The 18,203-nt window shown below is 56.3% G+C and carries 18 protein-coding genes; 9 read left to right on the forward strand and 9 right to left on the reverse strand.

Annotation, left to right across the window (positions count from 1 at the left end):
• Positions 1–257: 257 nt before the first annotated feature.
• From AWB79_RS37345 to AWB79_RS37355, 3 genes are all read right to left on the reverse strand, one after another.
• Positions 258–1,073, reverse strand: coding sequence for a hypothetical protein (locus tag AWB79_RS37345; RefSeq protein WP_061172494.1), 816 nt, complete (start codon positions 1,071–1,073; stop codon positions 258–260).
• A 59-nt stretch (positions 1,074–1,132) separates the two neighbouring features.
• A complete protein-coding gene (locus AWB79_RS37350) occupies positions 1,133–1,396 on the reverse strand; it encodes a hypothetical protein (protein WP_061172495.1) in 264 nt (87 codons plus the stop codon).
• Between the two features lie 346 nt (positions 1,397–1,742).
• Positions 1,743–2,801, reverse strand: a complete 1,059-nt coding sequence (locus tag AWB79_RS37355; protein ID WP_061172496.1) for a hypothetical protein — start codon at positions 2,799–2,801, stop codon at positions 1,743–1,745.
• 591 nt (positions 2,802–3,392) lie between these two features.
• Here AWB79_RS37355 and AWB79_RS37360 point away from each other — a divergent pair.
• Entirely contained in the window at positions 3,393–3,794 is a 402-nt protein-coding gene (locus AWB79_RS37360) for a surface-adhesin E family protein (RefSeq protein ID WP_061172497.1), read from the forward strand.
• Positions 3,795–3,833: 39 nt separating this feature from the next.
• Here the strand turns inward: AWB79_RS37360 and AWB79_RS37365 are convergent, their stop codons facing one another.
• Positions 3,834–4,508, reverse strand: coding sequence for a hypothetical protein (locus AWB79_RS37365; RefSeq protein ID WP_061172498.1), 675 nt, complete (start codon positions 4,506–4,508; stop codon positions 3,834–3,836).
• Positions 4,509–4,678: 170 nt separating this feature from the next.
• Here AWB79_RS37365 and AWB79_RS37370 point away from each other — a divergent pair, with 170 nt between their 5' ends.
• Together AWB79_RS37370 and AWB79_RS37375 are read left to right on the forward strand one after the other, a co-directional pair.
• Positions 4,679–5,020: a hypothetical protein gene (locus AWB79_RS37370; protein WP_061172499.1), complete on the forward strand. Its 342-nt coding sequence runs from the start codon at positions 4,679–4,681 to the stop codon at positions 5,018–5,020.
• Positions 5,021–5,990: 970 nt separating this feature from the next.
• Entirely contained in the window at positions 5,991–7,715 is a 1,725-nt protein-coding gene (locus AWB79_RS37375; protein WP_061172500.1) for a hypothetical protein, read from the forward strand.
• On the opposite strand, the gene AWB79_RS40880 is transcribed toward AWB79_RS37375, so the two are convergent.
• Positions 7,654–7,905 carry an HNH endonuclease signature motif containing protein gene (locus AWB79_RS40880; RefSeq protein ID WP_074169491.1) on the reverse strand — a complete coding sequence of 84 codons (252 nt, stop codon included), beginning with the start codon at positions 7,903–7,905 and terminating at the stop codon, positions 7,654–7,656. The genes AWB79_RS37375 and AWB79_RS40880 overlap by 62 nt on opposite strands.
• 1,138 nt (positions 7,906–9,043) lie before the next feature.
• Between AWB79_RS40880 and AWB79_RS37380 the strand changes: the two genes are divergently transcribed.
• From AWB79_RS37380 to AWB79_RS37390, 4 genes are all read left to right on the forward strand, one after another.
• Positions 9,044–9,679 (forward strand): hypothetical protein, encoded by a 636-nt coding sequence (locus AWB79_RS37380; protein WP_061172501.1) that lies wholly within the window; start codon positions 9,044–9,046, stop codon positions 9,677–9,679.
• Positions 9,680–10,009: 330 nt separating this feature from the next.
• Positions 10,010–10,426 carry a hypothetical protein gene (locus tag AWB79_RS37385; protein ID WP_061172502.1) on the forward strand — a complete coding sequence of 139 codons (417 nt, stop codon included), beginning with the start codon at positions 10,010–10,012 and terminating at the stop codon, positions 10,424–10,426.
• A gap of 619 nt (positions 10,427–11,045) precedes the next feature.
• Complete coding sequence (locus AWB79_RS39915) at positions 11,046–11,690, forward strand: hypothetical protein (RefSeq protein ID WP_157695938.1); 645 nt, start codon at positions 11,046–11,048, stop codon at positions 11,688–11,690.
• Between the two features lie 98 nt (positions 11,691–11,788).
• Positions 11,789–12,325, forward strand: coding sequence for a HEPN domain-containing protein (locus AWB79_RS37390; RefSeq protein WP_061172503.1), 537 nt, complete (start codon positions 11,789–11,791; stop codon positions 12,323–12,325).
• Between the two features lie 294 nt (positions 12,326–12,619).
• Here AWB79_RS37390 and arsN2 read toward each other — a convergent pair whose 3' ends face one another.
• From arsN2 to AWB79_RS37410, 4 genes are all read right to left on the reverse strand, one after another.
• On the reverse strand, positions 12,620–13,132 hold the full coding sequence (arsN2, locus tag AWB79_RS37395) for an arsenic resistance N-acetyltransferase ArsN2 (RefSeq protein ID WP_063963631.1): 513 nt from the start codon (positions 13,130–13,132) through the stop codon (positions 12,620–12,622).
• Between the two features lie 88 nt (positions 13,133–13,220).
• On the reverse strand, positions 13,221–13,958 hold the full coding sequence (gene arsH, locus AWB79_RS37400) for an arsenical resistance protein ArsH (protein WP_074169492.1): 738 nt from the start codon (positions 13,956–13,958) through the stop codon (positions 13,221–13,223).
• Positions 13,959–14,058: 100 nt separating this feature from the next.
• Positions 14,059–15,129: an ACR3 family arsenite efflux transporter gene (gene arsB / locus AWB79_RS37405; protein WP_061172505.1), complete on the reverse strand. Its 1,071-nt coding sequence runs from the start codon at positions 15,127–15,129 to the stop codon at positions 14,059–14,061.
• A gap of 82 nt (positions 15,130–15,211) precedes the next feature.
• Positions 15,212–15,547: an ArsR/SmtB family transcription factor gene (locus tag AWB79_RS37410; RefSeq protein WP_061172506.1), complete on the reverse strand. Its 336-nt coding sequence runs from the start codon at positions 15,545–15,547 to the stop codon at positions 15,212–15,214.
• Between the two features lie 387 nt (positions 15,548–15,934).
• Here AWB79_RS37410 and AWB79_RS37415 point away from each other — a divergent pair, with 387 nt between their 5' ends.
• Together AWB79_RS37415 and AWB79_RS37420 are read left to right on the forward strand one after the other, a co-directional pair.
• The gene (locus AWB79_RS37415; RefSeq protein ID WP_082862597.1) at positions 15,935–17,260 is read left to right on the forward strand and encodes a DUF1214 domain-containing protein; all 1,326 of its coding nucleotides are present in this window, start codon (positions 15,935–15,937) and stop codon (positions 17,258–17,260) included.
• A gap of 45 nt (positions 17,261–17,305) precedes the next feature.
• A complete protein-coding gene (locus AWB79_RS37420) occupies positions 17,306–18,169 on the forward strand; it encodes a DUF1254 domain-containing protein (protein WP_082862598.1) in 864 nt (287 codons plus the stop codon).
• Positions 18,170–18,203: the final 34 nt, after the last annotated feature.

An 18,203-nucleotide genomic window follows, 5' to 3' on the forward strand; every position in this document is an offset into this window, starting at 1 on the left:
CTTGCCTTCGCTTTCCATGCTTTAAATCTCCAGATACAGCCAAGATCCAAAGTCTCCTACATTTCCGGGGCGGTTCAACATATGTGTGATACGTTTCCCAAGAGCCATTTCGGCGCCATGGGCCTGATCTCGCTGCTAAATACTCAGCGGAGCTTGCAGTCTCGTTTGTGAACCTCCGTATATGGAACCGCACGTACGGTAGTGTGAGAGGGCTGAGGGAGTGCCCCCCTCACCCTACTCGATTACACCGTCGATCGTCAGGCGCGGAGGGCGGTGAGGGCCTGAACGAGAGCTTGCGGGACTATCTTTTCGGACAGTTGTCTCCCGGCGGTACGGTTGCGCTGATCCGGTCGATTCCCGTAGCAGTCGAGCACGGCGATCGCGTGCTTTTCCCACGTGTCTATGTCCGCGTCGGATGGAACGTTGCAAAGAAACGTGACCTTGGCACGGTGTCGTTGTAAGACAGACTCCGCAAGCGCATGGTGAATAGAGCGTCCATAGGAATCGCCGCGCAGGAGATTTTCTACGCGCCTGGGATAGCGCCTCCATGGGCGGCTGCCGTCAGCCGCCTTGCCCACATAGCGGCCCGCGATCTCGCCGCTCGCATTGCGAATTTCCCAGTAGTAAAGCAGGCGTAGGAAAGGGTCGACACCGTTCTCGTCGCGATCAAACTGGAATGCGGTGTCGCCGCTGACCAACGCGACGGCTCTCTGGTCGCTTGACGGGCGAGGCGAGCAAACGGCTGCCTTGGGCGAGTTAATGGCTGCCAGGGGCGAAGCAATGGCTCGTCCGGATTCGAAGAGCGCGATTTCGTCGGCAATGATGCTGGCGAGGGTGTCGGTATTGGATATCACCTCGCCCTGCCGGGCGAGCCTGCCGCCCTTTGGGGTCGAGACAACAAGCTTGATTTCGCAACTGCGGCGCTTCACGCGAAGGATTCGCGTGGAATCACGCTTTTCGCGCACGTGGTCAAGATAGTAGCTGTCGGATTTACCATTGACCTTTGGAACAAGGCGAGGAAATCGTTGTTCAATGAACTGCTTGATTTCGCTGGCGGACAAGTAGCTATGCATGGTTTTAAGCTCTATGGACGACGCGTTGAAGGATTGTTGTTTGAATGACAGGTGGCGCCTTATCGCAGCGTGCTTCGCTGAAGCTTGCGTTCCTGGAAGGCGGCTTCACGTGCGGCTCGATCTTCCGCTTCATGGTTCTTGGCGCCGAACTTGCCGGTCATCACTCCTGGCGCCGTCGCGATGTAGGCGAAGATCACAGCTAGCGCAATCGCCATGATCAGGCACCAGCGGGTCAACACCTGGAAGACCATCTGCAAGAACCCGATTTCCCCAAGCCAGTAGCCGCCGATTGGCTTATAGATGAGTGCTTTGATTAGCAGCATTTTTATTTCCATGAAGGAGACGTCTACTTCTGGTTTACCGCATCGTTATCCGATTCAAGCGGTATGCAACGGTGACAACTTCACCCTGTTGCCCCTCGACTAGGTAACGATTCATCGAGCTGCCCAGTCGATCAACAACCTCTGCGCGCCAAGGTACCGACACATAAGCTGTCTCGCGGCCTTCAAAGTACCGCCGGCAGGTGCTTCCGTTGTATTCGGTCGCACCGTACTCGATTAGCCATTGGACGATTGCCAAGAGAATCCCCCCTGCAATTTTGTGCTCGTATGGACGGTGATCATCACGGAGACCTCTTGTTCTGATTCGCGGCCTCGCTGGTCGACCGAGTTATCCCGTTTGGATGTCGCGCAGGCTTTGTTCCACAGCGGCAAGTTCTGCGCGCGCGAATGCTTCGCGCATGCGAAGCACCAATAAATGTCCAGGCAGGCGCAGCACGTTTGCGAGCGCCTTCATGGTGTTGGAATCGTGCATCTGCGCTTCCGACACCACGAACGACTGTCCACCGACACCGGCAGGTAATAACGAAAGCCCGAGGTCCCCGATCCTGGCGGCAAGCTCGTTTCCATCCTCGCTTCGGCTAAGAAACTCCAGCCGGGCATTCAGCACCTCCCACAAGTCTGCGGGATTCGCGAATCGTCGCCTTGCCAGGTCGACATCTCCTTCGCTTTGATACCGTGTGATCGGGACGTATCTCCCTTTCGAGCGCAACCACTCTTTGGCGACGCCAATCTCAAATCGCGTACGGCCTTCCTCAGGGATTGTCTTTAGGGCATTCGCGCGATTCTTGTTGGCTGCCGCGCGAATGCTCATCTCTTCCATACCGGCTAGCAGCGCGAGTTGCCGCACGGTCAGATAATCGTCAAACGCCGGCTCGTCTTTGGTGTTCGCTCGGCTGAAATGAAAAAACGACTCTCCACCCTCGAGAATATTTCGAGCGTTCGCCAGCTCAGCAACGACCACACACCGTTCCGCCGATTCCAGTGTTTTGCACTGGTACTGGTTATCCCGGTAAGTCGCTGTCTGACTTTGCCGGACGTCAAAGAGAATCGCTGCTAGCCAGTTGTAGATGCTTTCTTCGCCCATGAATTCGGCGCTTTCGTCGAGGCGACCGAAGTAAGCAAAGTGGTATAGCAACTCCATCGCCTTGGCGAGGTTGGCCCCCCGGATATCCTCGTAGGTCAGCCCGACTTCTGCGGCATTGCCACCAAGGTTAAGCAAGCCTACCGATGGTTCACGCTGAAGCAAACGGTTCGCCGCCGGCTCTCCGACCATCCAGGCCAGATTCCCAAGCTGGAACAGGTACATCTCCACAAGGTCTTGCCGGAAAACTTCTATCGAAGGGGGCGCCAGAAAGGTGGCCGCAGCCTGTGAGTTGCTCTCGCTCATAATTAGTGTGCATAGTATCGATATGCACAGTTTAGCAACGACGAGCGGCGCGCGTCAATCATGCATATCGATGATTTATCAAAGCTTACGCATACGTCCGGACTCTCCACCCTGTGCGGGTCAGACCGCTGCGTGTAGGCCGGGGGCTCGATGAACGCGAGACGGTTGCGGGCGGCTTTTCGACAGTAGGCATGACTGCAGTACTGCTTGATTTCCGAGGAGGGGCTGTCTATCGATGCGCGGCCCCTGCATGAAATTTAGCTTGAAGAGGTACGTCCGAGCGGACCCATCGGCGTCGGATCGTGGACACACGAGCGGCTGCTAACTGAACGTAGATGGACATGCGAATGATCAACTCTCGCCCGAGTCGAAGGTAGCTTCATGGCCGAATTCAGTCCGACCGAGAATGCTTCACATTGAGGTCGCCGCCGCTTTGTGCGGCTACTACGACGGCGTTATGCTCGGCTCAACGTGCGCTACGGGTCGCCGGCATTCGGCCCGACGCCGTTTGCCAGGAGCCTGAAGACGCCACGACCGCGGCCCGCACACCTCCGCACCGCTCGCGAGCAAAAACAACAAGTCGAGGGGGCTATGAAAGGAAAAGCGTTCGCCGCAGTGGCGATTGCGCTCTGTTGCACACAGGCGAGGGCGACCCAACCGAACTGGATTCGGTTCGGGACGCAGCAAAACATGACGTGGTACGTAGACACGACCTCCATCAGGACAGCGGGTCCGGACAGCATCGCAGTATGGGCGAAGTATGTGTTGGACAAGCCCGACCCCGCTCGTCGACAACTCAAGACGCTCGTGATGCATCTCAACTACCCGTGCGACGGCCCGAGCGTCGCAATCGACAGTTCCATCTCCTACGACGCGTCCGGAGAAGTTATCGACCAGAGCGCGAAGACGGTCCACATCCCAGCGCCGCCGGGGACTGTCTACGAAGAAATCGCCGCCCCAATATGCAAAACGGTCCACCCAGAGAAGGGATGAGGATCGCTTGAAACGGTCGTTTCTCTCTTTTCTGTCCGCTCAGAATAGGTTCTTCTTCGCTTCGTCCTGCGGGTCAACTATCTTGAGGTTGACCCACCTTCTCTCAATCGGGCCGATTTTCGGCGACCTCAAACTCGCCGGACACATTTCGATGCGCAGGTTGGAGAGCGTCGTCGCGATTTCTCGCGTCGACGAGACGCGCTGGCGCCACACTATGCTCTGAATGCCGTAGCTGATTTTAAAGTTCGTGCCGTTGCCGTATCGGCACTCCTCTTCCTGCATGTCATCATCGGCCGTGCCGGTGCCATACTTGCCCGCAAGCTGCTTGCTGACTTCTTGAGACTGGAAGGAGTCGAGGTCAATGGTAAGGCTCGTCAACTTCCCGTTCGTGAACGTCAAGTGCGCGCCAGTGGCGTCTGTACCAACCGGCGTCATGACGTGCGCGTCGAACGCTTCTTCGCCGTCCCTCAACGGGAATTTTTCGTTCGGCGCTGCGACCGTCAACGCATCCGTGAGATAGATGCCATCGGACGCTTGTAGCGCTTCGACGTCGGTACGCGACATCCCGAGCCTAAGTGCCCCATAACCGGCCGGGCCGCTTGCCTTCGTGCTTTGCGCCGCCGCGTGCGGCTTCTTGCTGGGTTGCGCTGCGAGCGCGCCCGTGACGCTCACGGCCAGGAGGACGGCCACTGCCGTCGCATAGAGCTTATTCACTTACTTCCCCCGTGCATTTTTAGGAATGTGCATTACAACGGGGCAGAATAATAACCGAACGGCGGTCTGGCGAAGCACCGAACCTCTGTGGCTGATTCAGCGGGCGCTCGGCCGCGAAAAACCGCGTGCCGCATCGGGTATCATTCCCGGCGTTTGCACGGGGATCAACAATGAAAAAAGTACTGCTGGCCGCATTTCTTGTGACGAGCACAATCGCCAACGCGAAGACGTGGTACTCGTTCAACCCACTGGACCACGACGAGCCCGATTGCGTGAAGCCGAGCACGGACCCGATTCAGGACATGTGGCGGCGCTACGGCAAGGGCAACACTCATACGGAGCAATACGGCACCATCGCGGACAAGACCGTGTTCATGTGGATGTCCGGCAATACTGAAAACTCGATGCGGTCCTACTTTGATTCTCTGCAAGTGTGCCGCGAATCGCGGCGCGCGGTTCTCACGCGGCTCGACAAAGACCGTAATCTTCTACCGGGCGCCAAGGAGAATTGACGTCCTCGTGCAGACGGCAATCTGGCAAGTCTCCGACCGAAAACGGTCTCGCGTATTGCTGTTTTGTGGAAGCGACGACCGGCAGAAATTGGCCGAGAGAGCCAGCTCGATGAACCTTCTACAGAGCGCTCGTTTGGGTTGCCCATGTCAGGCTTTCGGTGGCGAGTCGGAACGCGAACATACGGCCATGAAGCGCCGTTCGCATGCAACGTCGCTCAGACGCTCAGGCGTCAGTTCCACTCAGGAACCGGCCATTCGATTCCCAACAGTGAAGCGTTCCTTGGCGGCCACTGCAGCCGTCCGGTCATTTGTGCTGGACCGACTGATGTAGTAGAGAAAGCAGACTGCGTCGAGTCTATGAAACCCGAGAAAATTCAATATGAGCTCGGAATCCACGACACCGATAAATTTTATTGACTCTCCTTTGGCGGTTAGGTTAATCTGAAATTAAGGGCTCGGAGACGCCCTGCGGGATCGTCGGCGCCGCCAACGCCGAAAGCAAGCTCTCCTCGTTGCGAAAACCCGAACGACTATCAACGCACTAACAATCCAACTTCATCACGTTCCCACACTGGCGGCCTTGGGGAGGGGATGAATTCGTTTGGAGAACAGTGTGTCTGATACCCTCAAATCTGACGAGCGCCGTCTCGGTTACCTCCTTCTGCGCGGCGCGGAATCTCACCCGAAAAGATCAAAGAAGGCGCGAAGCATCGCGTACTTCATCCTGAAGCTGAGTCCTTAAGGCATCGACAAACGCTTAACGCAATTGTCGACCGCTTAGGCTTTGCTGGAGACTGGTCGTCTCCGGAAAAATAAATCGAATGGCTTCAGAACTTGTACACAGCCCCTCTAGTCCGCCGGACTGATGGCGAACGCCTATCGGATAGCTGTGCGGGACCTCAGCCGATTTGCAGTATTCTTGCGAAGAAGCTCCCGGCGAGATCGCCGTTGCCTACCGCGTGAGGACCCGATGACTGTCGCCGCGCAAGTTGTTCGTCATTGTCTCGATTTGAGCTGGCTGCAGCCCTGTGATTATGCCCCGGGTGGACCCAGCACGGTGTATTTGACCCTGGGCGATGCCCTCGCCGCGATAGCACTGATTCTTGCGTTCACACAACTGAGCTCGCCGACCATGCGGCTGCGCTTCGCCTTGCGCCGTAGCCGGGTGAGGTACGTAGTCGCGCTAGTCACCCTTTCCTTCGTGTTCACGGTATTCGCGGTGTTCGCAGCACTGCTCCAACGCAGCCTGGCAGCGCTCCATTTGCCACTTATTGCATGGCCTGTGTGGTGGGAATTGCTCGCTGCGATCTGCTTTGCTGCATGTGTCGTATTGTTAGCGCTCGCGTACTTCCGCCCCTTGAGTTACAGTCGCGGCACCGCCAAAGACTTCAACGCCGTCGTGTCCATGTGGGTAGCGCGTGGTGACCGCGATTTATTGCGTGGACTCGCTGTAGAGCTGGAATCATGTTTCGGTGCGGTAGTCGCTGCAAAGAAGAACCCCTATGCTGCCGAAACCTTTCGTATTCTCAGCGACCGTGCGCTGCTTGCGGAATTAATTGACTACGGCGGATTCGCCATACGCGAATTTGCGAGCAAGCTTCCGCTCGTCGATAAGTATGCAGGCGGGAAACGCGAGCGAGCAAAGGTGTATCACCTTATAACAGGAAACCTCTCGCGCAGCGAGGTGCGAGAGCTAGCCGAGGCCCGGTGGAATTTTTCAGTTGAGTTAATCGAAGCGCTGAGCGCGAAGATCACCGATTTTGAGGTGCTGGAGGATGCCTATCCTCGTGTGGAATTCAAACCGCCGCATATTAATGCCTTAGTCCAGGCCCTGTTTTCAAGCGCGGCCGTTTGGAGCAGACTCCCTGAAAACTGGAGAGAGAATTTATCTCCACTGGCCGAGTCAGATATAGAGAAAGCGTTGAGGGCCGCGGCGGTCATAACTGCCATGGACCAAATGGTAAAGGATGACGACCACGATTGGTTGACGTCAGACAGTTGCCCACAGATTAAGAATACGATTTGGGCGCTAGCTACGACGTTTCAGTGTTGTTTCGACGACGCGCTAGCTCAGAGTCGAAGCAGATGGCAAAGCAGGGAAGATCTCCGAAGTTTCACCAGAAGTATCGAGCCTTGCTGGGCAATGACACGCGTCGCTTTAAATATCCTTGGGTCGTATGGCTATCCCGTATCGATGCAATACGTCATCGACAAGGTTCCGCGTGAAATTGTGGCGTCGTTGATACACGGGATTGTGCCGTATCAATCCGATACCGACGCGCTTATTTTGCTCATACGGGCGCTTCAGCCGCTCTCTGAAAGTGCCGCCTTAGGCCTCGACAGGCCGGACAAATTCGAAACTGTCGCGGGTCCCGGGCTAGAGTGGCATTCAGGCAGGCGGGTGATATTCTTGTGGGGATTGTTGCGAGATTCCCTTTGGCCCCTGATGCAGGCGGGCTCTGGCTTTGTTATTCGAGAGATGATTCGGGAGGGCGCGTCTGCCTTGACTGAGCACCCTAAGGCTGCCGAAATACCATTTCTGGAATGTGGTATGACGGTTCGGTATCACGAGCCATCAGGGATACTTTTTCTTTCACAGGGCTATAGAGGACGAGAGACGGCGGAGTTAAAGGTCAACCCGCCGCACCCGGTCGATAGCTGCAATAGCCCACCGTCTGACGGGCAACAGGCTTGAGACTGCGCGCGACCCACGCTGCCTGAGTTGGATGGACGGTGCGGGTTTGCGGATCAATACGGAACATATGCAGGTCGAAGAGCTTGTGCAAGTCGGCCCGCAAGAGCAAACCATTCGTGACGTCGTTGGTATGCGCACCCAGGATAAAGGAAGCCCGTCGCCGCCCAAATGTGTCTGAAGACTTATCCAATGAAGATCGCCCAAGTGCTTAGCCTAGCCTGTGTGCGCGGTGCCGCGAAGTGCTCGCAGTCACCGCGCCCAACAAGCTTAGCCCTGCATCTCGGACGCAACCGCAACGACTAGTTCCACGCATACCTCAAGCCCACCCAGAAAGTGCGTGGCGCGCCGATACCCAAGAACTACTGCTAACCTGCCGAAGTGCCCAGATAGATGCGGACCAATGGCAGGCCGTTAAGCGTATAGCTGTTGCACAGCTCCAGCTCCCGCCCAAAGGCGGTGACGAAGAGCCGGTTTGGCTATTTCAAGCACGCCCACCGCTACACCTTCTCGTCCGTCGACGGCTTTGTTCGTCGGCGTCTGCGAGCGATCTTGCGCCGACAGCTTCATCGTCCGGCTCAGGGTCGCTGCCTCCGAGATCACACGCGATGGCCGAATGCCTTCTTCGCTAGTCTTGGGCTGTTCGCGATGTCTGAGGCCCTTCGATTGGCGCGCCAATCCCGATGTGGAAACAACTGACTGGAAAATGCGCGGCGACAATTGTTCTGTCACGGGCGGCCACAGTAGTTGACGCCATACAGGAGAGCCCGTCGCGGGAAAACTGCACACCGGGTTCGAAGGGATCGTCGTCACAGAATCAAGATCAGCATGTAACCTCGGCACGCGGCGCGGCCAGAATATTGCACCTGATCCGGCGTATCTGGACAGCGGCGTCATGGATGGCGGGTTCTCTCTAATCAACGGGGGCCGGCTGGAACTGGTTAGCTTTGTTCCACGCCTGCCGTCGACATGCCCGTGAGCCAATAGGAAATGCTTGCGCGCAGGTGCATGCGCGTGTCGGGGCCTCCCCTTCAATGAATTTCTGCGTATCTTCCGTAATGTGGATTCACAACGTGGAACACTGTACTGAGATAGCGCAGCTTGACAATAACCCGCCCAGCAGACAGGGATTCAAGTCAGTGCGATACCAAACATGTTGGGCAAAAAATGCTGACGGTTTACCCTATAGATTGATTTCCTTGCATTTCACCGGGCGTCGATTAATCTGATTCAAGTGCGCTTACGCGAGTCTGAATGCCCATAGAGCAGTTCAACGCTCGGTGGTTAGATAGCTTTGGCGCGCTCTTCGATAACAAACTTGGTGTTTGGCGATGGCGGCACTCCTCACCGCGTACATAGTACTCTTGCCCCTTTTGCCGGCGGCATGCATCTATTGGCTCTTAACGCCGAAAGCGGAGCGGGGAAGCAACGGCAATAATGCACAAGGGACGGCTAATACAAATTTGGGCCCAACTGTGTTCGGTATTAAGTTTAATGTCGTCGGTTCAACAGCTTTCTATTTTGTACTATTATTGGCCACTGCCGGAATCTACGCTGTGGTTGATACAAGACAGCAGAGCGCTTTTGCCGAAGGAACCGCATGGCGAGTCGAACTTCCCGTGAGTGGAAGCATGATCGACGCAACAACGAAGAAACCGGTTGAAGTCGCACTCGATGACGTGTCGAAGAGTCAATTGCAAGTAGAGATTAAACCAGATTATCAGTTTTACGGAAGAAAAATCAATTTCTGGGTTATCCGCCAGCAGGACAGGTTCCCCACCATCAGACTTTCGATACCCTATGTCAGTAAGACGCCTGAGCTTGATCTCAATGATCATCAGAAGGTAAGCATCAACTCGGAGAAGCGAATAATCACTGGAGTAGGGACACAGTGGGTTTTATTGAGAGACCCATATACATCGAACGCAGCGACTGCTCCTTCTCCTATTTCGGCGGTGAAGCCATGAAAAGCGCGCGGTGCTGGCTACTTGCAATCTACTGCTTGTGCAGTTCGTTAAGTGCATTCGCGGTCGATGTTCGTGGCAGAATCGATACGACTGCGGAAATCTTCGGTGGGAGTAAGACAGGCCGACCAACAAAAGGCGTCTATGTTGATTTCTGTGCGAACGAGTATTCACAGCAGACTTGCTACCCGGCCGAAACTGGCTATGACGGAATTTACTATCTTTCAATACCACCAGGAAATTACGAGATACGTATTAACGGCAGCCCGCAGGCTAGAATTTTAATACCAGATCAACCGGCTTTTGACATCGCACCGGTTCAGGGGAGGTGATATGCTGTACAGAAAGTGCTCAGCTATCCTGCTCTTCCTGGTTATATCGAAGCACGTCTTTGCGGAATGTGAAGTGGGTCTGGATGGTTCGAAAGTCATGGAGTTATTGGAGAAGACCGGAACAATTCCCGCGCTTCAAGGCGCATCTTGTTCGTATATTGCCGAGAGCTTAAGCCTTTCCGCTGGCCCCGCTGAAGACTGCGTGATAGTGTTCCGCAATGACCAACTTAAAGATAATTGGCGTTTGAAAAAAATTACGGGCGATGGAACGTTTTCGAACACTATTTCAGACGATGGCGTTCGCGTAACCATAAGTGCTGGGGGAGGCTTCAAGCCTTCATCGTTCATGTTGTTAAACAAGTCCATTAGCGACAAAGAGTGTCCCAAAAATTCCACGGCTGAATCCTTGTTCAAATGATTTGTAAGCGCCAACGAGGGCTTCTCGCTGTTGCTTGCTTCCCGATCCGGCGGTAATCTCGAAAAGGCGCACTTCCATCGCGTTGCGTTGTGAATAAAACGATCAAAACGTCTTAAGACTTTAGCTGGCTGCGCTATACCAAATAGCGGTTTTCCGAACTGCCCGCCAGTCAGTCCCTGCGGGACCGTATGCAACCGCATCTGCAGCGAGCACGATGTAGATCGATCACGCCCACGCGTTTGAAAAGCCGGCGCAAGGGGGGTTGCGGCTCGCTTCTAGGATATGAGACTTATCTACCTTTAAGAGTTGTTGTTTCGCGTACGACACTTTCGGTCGTCCGGTGCCAAATTCAGCATATGAGTGTCTTCGCTGACCTTGTGCAGGTCGGTATCCTTTGCGCTCATGAGAGATTCCGCTCTCCGTCGCCCTAGTCCTCTAGCATAAGTCTAGAGAGGCTTGAGCGTCCTTCGCCATGTGGGCGACGCCCGAGGCATTCCACCGGCGTTTCGTGCTGGCGAAAGCAGCGGCGGCTCCGCGTTGCCGCGGATCACGCATGAGTGTGCACACAACGGCTCCCGTTCAAACTCCTGCGGCTTATACAGGTGCTCGAGGACCAACGATGGCTGATGCGCTCGACCAACTTTTACAAGACTTGCTCACGCAGGCTGACAAACTCCGATTCCAAAAACCGGTCGGGCTGCTTCAAGCGATGGAAAGCCAAGATATGGACGTATGGGCCGATGCAGTGGGAGTGATCCATGAACTCGGCGCGAAACTCGATCCGGCAATCGAAGCAGATCTGCGATTCCCCGGTGACGCAGTGCGGCAGATCTCAGACGGCCGTGGCTCGTTTCGCCTTTATCCACGTGTTGGCGCAACGCTAATGATCCAAGCACTCAAAAGGCAGTCAGCGGAAGCAGCCGTCGGGTGGCTACTGAAAATGCTCGGCACCAAGTCGACAACTGGTTGGAACGTTCAGACTCTGTGGGGTGCGCCCGTCAAACAAGGCTTTGACCTGACCGACGAAGTTCGGCTAGTTCCTCTCAAAGACTTGCCAGAAGGAGAACAAAAACGTCAGATAGAAAAACTATCCGCTCAGGGAACGATGACATCATTGACGTCGTTTATCTCACTTCGTCCATTTGATCCGCGCTCATCGTTCGACGTCAAATTGACCCATTCGTATTCGATCCCAAAACGGAGCAAGCCCAATCAGCCGCGCAGTTTTCTAAAGATAACGATATTTTCCAGGAACTTATGCTAGCACTGACTTTGGTCGGACCTCGCAGTATCGTGGCCGGGTTACAGTATTTTGAATTCGAGGATCCGGACCTTCAATATTCGACTGGATATAGAGCTAAAATGCAAGAAATTCTTCCACGGCATACGCTCGACCATTACCCGGCGCTCAATACAGACGAAGCGCGCCGTATTGTTAGGGAATTCATCGCGCTTCCTGACGATGTTCGAGGCGTTATGCGAGTGGCGCTGAAGCGAATAAATCAGGCCCATTTGAGGCACGACGTCGGCGATAAGGCCGTTGAGTTGGCTACAGCGTTCGAGGCTCTGTTAGGCGACGGGGGAACCAATGAGATGACCCATAAAATCACGGTTCGCAGTGTTCGGTTATTGGGTGGCACGCTCTCCGAGCGAGAGATAAACAAAGTCATCGTCAACAAAATGTATAGCGTCCGAAGCAAACTCGTACATACGGGCAAGGTCGACGAAACAAAAAAGGTGAACGTGCGTGGTGAACAATTAACTAGCCAAGAGATTGTCGACCAAGCACTTCTACTCGGCGTACGAGTCGCAACCAAAATCATTTTCGACAAGAAAATTCCGGACTGGGAAGCTTTCGATATCAGGGAACACTGTGCTGTAATTCCCGAAATCGAGTGATCCATGATCGCGACAAAAAGCGAGATGGCTGTCCCAAGGACGCTGGCTCAGGTGGCGTGACCATTAGCGGCCCTTCGCTGTCGGACCGCGCGACCGGCGGCTGTGGGTCGTGAGGGTGAGTTCGCTGATGCAGGCAGTAGCAGTTCCGCCGCGCGACGCCGCCAAGGTCAGCAATCCGCGAGGCTGCGGACGTTAAACGAACTTGGCCTCAATGTCAGCAATGGCCGAAGTCCGACCGTGAGCCATCCGTCAGGGCTCGGCCACTTGCTGCCCTTCGTTGGGGCTATCGCGTGGTCATTCAAGCGGCTGCTGCGCCCCGAAATCGGCCGTCAACCGATCGTCGGACGCAATGGCGCGTGATGTTATCGCTCGCGCGATGTGCTTTCTCATACACACGGCGGACGAAAGGCAGAGCCGCACGTATTGTGCTGTTTCGCGTACCTCTCCCGGTACATCGCTCCGATCGACTGCGCTGTAGCCGTGACGTAAAAAAAAATGCCGCGCGCTCGTGGTGAGCAACCACACGCTGGCATAGGCGCGTGCCCGGGCTTCCTGTTCTATCGCCAGAAGCAGAGAGGTGCCGAGGGCCGTTGAACGTCGATCCATAGCGACGGCCAGTGATCTGAGCAACGCATCCGCGCCCAAAGTTTCCAGACATACGCTTCCAACTATCGCTTCCCCTTCGTTGACGGAAACGAGAAATCCCGTGAGCAGTGCAGTCGTGACATCTTCAGTTTGTAAATCACATGTTGCCAGCAAGCGCCTGATCTCACCGAGATCGTTGTTGTCAGCGGCTCTTATTTTCATGATGGGTTCCGTCCTCGTGCGGCGACCTTCGTTGATGCGTTGGTTTTAGAGGGCACGGACGACAATCAGGAATCGAAGGCGGCAGGGGTCAGATACTGGCCTGGTACACCCGCTTCATCAGCTCCTCGGCACTTTCCTTTCTTTCGCTATAACGGTCGACCAGATACGGGCCGATGTCACGGGTCAGCAGCGTGAACTTCACCAACTCTTCCATCACGTCCACGACCCGATCGAAGTAGGCCGACGGTTTCATACGGCCGGCTTCATCGAACTCCATGAACGCCTTAGCCACCGACGACTGGTTGGGGATCGTCAGCATGCGCATCCAGCGTCCGAGCACGCGCATCTGGTTGACCGCGTTGAACGACTGCGAGCCGCCGCTTACCTGCATCACCGCGAGCGTCTTGCCCTGCGTCGGCCGGACCGCGCCGACCGAAAGCGGAATCCAGTCGATCTGCGATTTCATGATGCCGGTCATCGCGCCGTGACGCTCCGGCGAGCACCACACCATGCCTTCCGACCACAGCACCACGTTCCGCAGCTCGGCCACCTTGGGATGAGTGTCCGGCGCATCGTCCGGCAGCGGCAGGCCGCTCGGGTTGAATGTCTGCACGTCGGCGCCCATCGCCGTGAGGAGGCGCGCCGCTTCTTCGCTCAGCAGTCGGCTGAAAGAGCGTTCACGCAGCGAGCCATAGAGCAGCAGGATGCGCGGGGCATGCGACGAAGCTTTCGCGGCCTGAAGGCGGTCGATGTCGGGAACGCGGAACAGCGTCAGGTCAACCTGCGGCAGTTCGGTCTTAAGATCAAACACGTTTGCCCTCCGCATCGATGTTTATTCTGCTGTCTTCGTGCGTGAACGCGCCGCGCTTACGGCTCGGCGGATGGGGATAGATGGCGACATTATTCATGTGATCGCTTCCGAGCCCTCAGGCGCACTCGTACCAGTTCTTCGAACGGTTGACGATGCGTACGACGAGCAGCATGACCGGCACCTCGATCAGCACGCCGACGACGGTAGCGAGCGCCGCGCCGGAGTTGAAACCGAACAGACCGATTGCCGTGGCGACGGCCAGTTCGAAGAAGTTCGACGCTCCGATCAGGGCAGACGGGCAAGCAATTTTGTGCTTTTCGCCGACCGCGCGATTAAGCCAGTACGCCAGCGCTGAGTTGAAGAACACCTGGATCAGGATCGGCACGGCGAGCAGTACGATGACGAGCGGCTGCTTCAGAATCGCTTCGCCCTGGAAGGCGAACAACAACACCAATGTCGCGAGCAGCGCCGTGACCGACCAGGGGCCGATCGTTGCCATGGTTGCCTCAAACGCGGCCTCGCCTCTGGCGAGCAAGACTTTACGCAGGATCTGCGCGAGGATCACCGGAATGACAATATAGAGCACGACCGAGGTGAGCAGCGTCGCCCACGGCACCGTAATGGCGGAAATGCCAAGCAGCAGGCCAACGAGCGGTGCAAACGCGACCACCATAATGCTGTCGTTGAGCGCGACCTGTGAGAGCGTGAAGATCGGGTCACCGCCGGTCAGACGACTCCAGACAAACACCATTGCCGTGCAGGGCGCCGCGGCCAGCAGGATCAGGCCAGCCACATAGCTGTTGAGTTGCGTCGCGGGGAGCATGGACGCGAACAGGTGCTTGATGAACAACGAGGCGAGGAACGCCATCGTAAAAGGCTTGACCAGCCAGTTCACGACGAGCGTGACGCCGATGCCCCGGATATGCTGACGCACTTCATGCAGCGAACCAAAATCGACCTTGACCAGCATCGGGATGATCATCACCCAGACCAGCAGTCCGACCGGAAGGTTGACGTGCGCGTACTCCATCTGGCCAATTGCGCGAAAGACGCCGGGCTGAACCTGGCCGAGCAGGATGCCTGCGACAATGCACAGCGCGACCCAGACGGTCAGGTACCGCTCGAAGAAGCTGATGGCTGGTTTCGAAGCGGCGCTGCGCGAAGCGGCGATGTTGGGGGTGTTCATGAGACGACTCGATGGAGAAAGGTTCAGCTTTGCAGGATGCTCGCTGTGAGATCCGTGACGGCGACGTGAATGTGAAAACGCTTCATGGCTGCTTTTCCCTAGAGGGAGAACACGCCGATGCCGGCGTACACGGGTTGCCGCCACAGCAGTTCTCGGTGAGATAGGCCAACAGGCCGTTCATCGTGTCGAAGTTCGCGCGGTAGTAGACAAACCGGCCTTCCTGTCGACTGGTGACGAGTTGCGCATGAGACAGCTCCTTCAGGTGGAAGGAAAGGGACGACGGCGCGGCACCCAGCAGCGTCGCGATCTGGCCTGCGGGCATGCCTTCGGGGCCTGCCTGCACTAAGGCGCGAAAGACTGCGAGTCTCGACTCGTGCGCGAGTGCCGCCAGAGCGGCAATGGTCTGGTTAGTTTCCATGATTCGATATTTGTCGAAATATAAAATCAATGGAAGCCGGGGAGGCGGCACGCTCCGGGGATTCGCCTACCGGTCAACGTCAACAAGTTGCCGTTGGATCCATAGAGCCGTTGCAGTTGCAGCGACCCGGATGTCCGCCACGGTGTCGACCAGAGCCGACTACGTCGGGCACAGGTCGGCCACAAGCCGTCCCTCGGAATCCAGGGCTGAACGGCCGGTGCCGAGGGTGGGACCGGACGTTCGATGTCGGCCGCCAGTTGAACTCCAAATCTTGCCATTTCCCCAGAAAATTCCAACAATGCTCCGGCAGGACCAGAAAGTGGTGCCCCCCAATAGTGGAGGTAACGCATGCACATTTATGCTTTGAGCAGGCGAGTGTCCGCGAGCATGGTGGTAGCTCTGGCCCTGACCGGGGCAACAGGTGTGCTGTACGCGGCCCTCGCGCTGGAGAAGACGACGGCCGCTGTACGCCCGGATGAGAAGACTGTGTCCGACGCGTATCTCTATCTTCTGGGCCGTCTGCTCGTGATCCGCCAGGAGGAAACGGATCGCAAAGCGCCAGGTTTCGCCTGGAACACCGTCAAGTACAACCCTCCCGGCTCGGCGGACTTCGTCAACCCAAACTTCGATGTCGCCTATCTGGAAGCGTGGATCGCGACAGATGACCACGGCGGGGTGCTACTGGAAGTACCTGAAGTCAAGGGGCGTTACTACACCGCGCAGATACTGGACGAATGGGGAGAAGTAATCGCCAACATCAACGAGCGAACCTTCCCGTCCAAACCCTATGGAAAATTCGCGCTGGTCAAGCCCGGCTCGAACGCACCGATTCCATCCGATGCCGCGCGCATAGAACTCCATTCGAGCAAGGCGAAACTGCTTGCTCGTGTGGAGATAAAAGATGACCGTGACGCAGCGCTTGCACTGCAGAAGCAGTTCAAGCTGGCTCCCTTGGGCGACGTGTCGGTGTCGCCGTCGCCGAGCGTACCCGACTTTGACAATGCAAAACTACTGGGCGCAGACGCTTTTGACAACGTAGATGCCGTGCTCGCGAGCGCCCTGGACGTATCGCCTGTTGCGGCGCGCATGCAGCAGCAGGTCCGCTACGTTGCCGGCTACGCAGCGTCGAGCCCCGACGCTCGGGCCGAAATCGACAGACTGCTGCACGACAAAATCGACCCCGATTTCGTCCAGAATGCGTTAGCGAGAAGCGGGCCTGTTCACAACCATTGGGTGGGCGGTGCGCAGACCGGAAACTACGGTAGCGACTTTCGGCTTCGAACTATCGCTAATTACGCCGGTATCTGGGCGAACACGACGGACGAAGTTATCTATTTTGTTGCAACGGCCGATGCGGCCAATAAGCCACTGGACGGCGGCAAGACGTACATCATGCATTTTCCCGCCGGCAGATTGCCCTCGAGCGTCGTCGACGGTTACTGGTCGGTGATTCTTGTCGGTTTTCCGGATTACCGGGTCGTGCCCAATTCGCTGAACCGATTCAATTTCAACAGTTATTCCAAGCTAACCCCGGAGCGGGACGGGTCGCTGAAAATCGCGATAGGTCCGAACCCGGTCAAGGGAGTTCCGGAAACGAACTGGCTACCCTCCGCTTCCGGCAAGCGCTTCTCACTGACGTTCCGAACCTATGTTCCAAAGGACATTGTCAGGCAGGGTAAATGGGCTCCCCCTGCCGTCACCGAAGTGCATTGATGTATCCCCGCGGCGAATGCGGCCTCTATGGAGCGAAGGATAGCGATGAAAACAACGATGATCTTTGCGGTGCTTCTCTCTACGGCTAACTTCGCCGCTGCACAAACGCAGCCGTCAGCGGATGCGACCGTACCGGTAACCGTCGACAATTTCGTCCGCGCGGAGTCCGATCTTTATTTCAGTGCAGTCGTCGTCAAAGACGGTGCCTTTGGCAAGTTTCATCACAATCGAGAACTGTCTCCGCTTGATGATCAGAAGGTCATTCGCCAGAATCGCGACACAATGTACTCGGTCGCCGTTTTCGATCTGGACGCTGGCCCGGTGACCATTACACTGCCCAATGCTGGAAAACGGTTCATGTCCATGCAGGTGATTACTGAGGATCAGTACACGCCTCCTGCGATCTATGTACCCGGGCCTCACATACTTACTCGGCAGAAAGTGGGCACGCGCTATGTGCTCGTAGCCATCCGCACGCTCGTGAATCCATCGGACCAGGAAGACGTAAAGACCGTGCACGCATTGCAGGACGCAGTCAAGGTAAGCCAAAACGGTGGACCCGGTAGATTCGAAGTGCCGAAATGGGATCCGGCGAGTGAAAAGAAGGTTCGTGAAGCGTTGCTGGTGCTCGCCAGCACAGTAAAGGATACAAGCCGCGCTTTCGGGCTAAAGGGAGAGGTAGACCCGGTCCAACGTTTGATCGGTGCTGCATCGGCGTGGGGAGCGAACCCGCCAAAGGACGCTACCTATCTGAACGTGGTGCCGACCAAAAATGATGGCACGACCGTGTACAAAATGAAGGTAGACCATGTGCCGGTCGACGGCTTCTGGTCGGTCAGTGTCTATAACGCAGACGGTTTTTTCCAGGCGGTTTCAAGGTTGAAGCGCAACGGCGGATTTAATGTTTAGAGCCCATGAGGTTGAGCTGCGGAAGCGAGTGTGG

The organism is Caballeronia hypogeia, from assembly GCF_001544875.2.
Taxonomy (GTDB): Bacteria; Pseudomonadota; Gammaproteobacteria; order Burkholderiales; family Burkholderiaceae; genus Caballeronia; species Caballeronia hypogeia.

Bases quoted from the DNA above. Each gene is read 5' to 3' on its own strand.
- AWB79_RS37345 (WP_061172494.1), bottom strand. From the start codon at position 1,073: ATGCATAGCTACTTGTCCGCCAGCGAAATCAAGCAGTTCATTGAACAA.
- AWB79_RS37350 (WP_061172495.1), bottom strand. From the start codon at position 1,396: ATGCTGCTAATCAAAGCACTCATCTATAAGCCAATCGGCGGCTACTGG.
- AWB79_RS37355 (WP_061172496.1), bottom strand. From the start codon at position 2,801: ATGAGCGAGAGCAACTCACAGGCTGCGGCCACCTTTCTGGCGCCCCCT.
- AWB79_RS37360 (WP_061172497.1), top strand. From the start codon at position 3,393: ATGAAAGGAAAAGCGTTCGCCGCAGTGGCGATTGCGCTCTGTTGCACA.
- AWB79_RS37370 (WP_061172499.1), top strand. From the start codon at position 4,679: ATGAAAAAAGTACTGCTGGCCGCATTTCTTGTGACGAGCACAATCGCC.
- AWB79_RS37375 (WP_061172500.1), top strand. From the start codon at position 5,991: ATGACTGTCGCCGCGCAAGTTGTTCGTCATTGTCTCGATTTGAGCTGG.
- AWB79_RS37380 (WP_061172501.1), top strand. From the start codon at position 9,044: ATGGCGGCACTCCTCACCGCGTACATAGTACTCTTGCCCCTTTTGCCG.
- AWB79_RS37385 (WP_061172502.1), top strand. From the start codon at position 10,010: ATGCTGTACAGAAAGTGCTCAGCTATCCTGCTCTTCCTGGTTATATCG.
- AWB79_RS39915 (WP_157695938.1), top strand. From the start codon at position 11,046: ATGGCTGATGCGCTCGACCAACTTTTACAAGACTTGCTCACGCAGGCT.
- AWB79_RS37390 (WP_061172503.1), top strand. From the start codon at position 11,789: ATGCAAGAAATTCTTCCACGGCATACGCTCGACCATTACCCGGCGCTC.
- arsN2 (WP_063963631.1), bottom strand. From the start codon at position 13,132: ATGAAAATAAGAGCCGCTGACAACAACGATCTCGGTGAGATCAGGCGC.
- arsH (WP_074169492.1), bottom strand. From the start codon at position 13,958: ATGCGGAGGGCAAACGTGTTTGATCTTAAGACCGAACTGCCGCAGGTT.
- arsB (WP_061172505.1), bottom strand. From the start codon at position 15,129: ATGAACACCCCCAACATCGCCGCTTCGCGCAGCGCCGCTTCGAAACCA.
- AWB79_RS37410 (WP_061172506.1), bottom strand. From the start codon at position 15,547: ATGGAAACTAACCAGACCATTGCCGCTCTGGCGGCACTCGCGCACGAG.
- AWB79_RS37415 (WP_082862597.1), top strand. From the start codon at position 15,935: ATGGTGGTAGCTCTGGCCCTGACCGGGGCAACAGGTGTGCTGTACGCG.
- AWB79_RS37420 (WP_082862598.1), top strand. From the start codon at position 17,306: ATGAAAACAACGATGATCTTTGCGGTGCTTCTCTCTACGGCTAACTTC.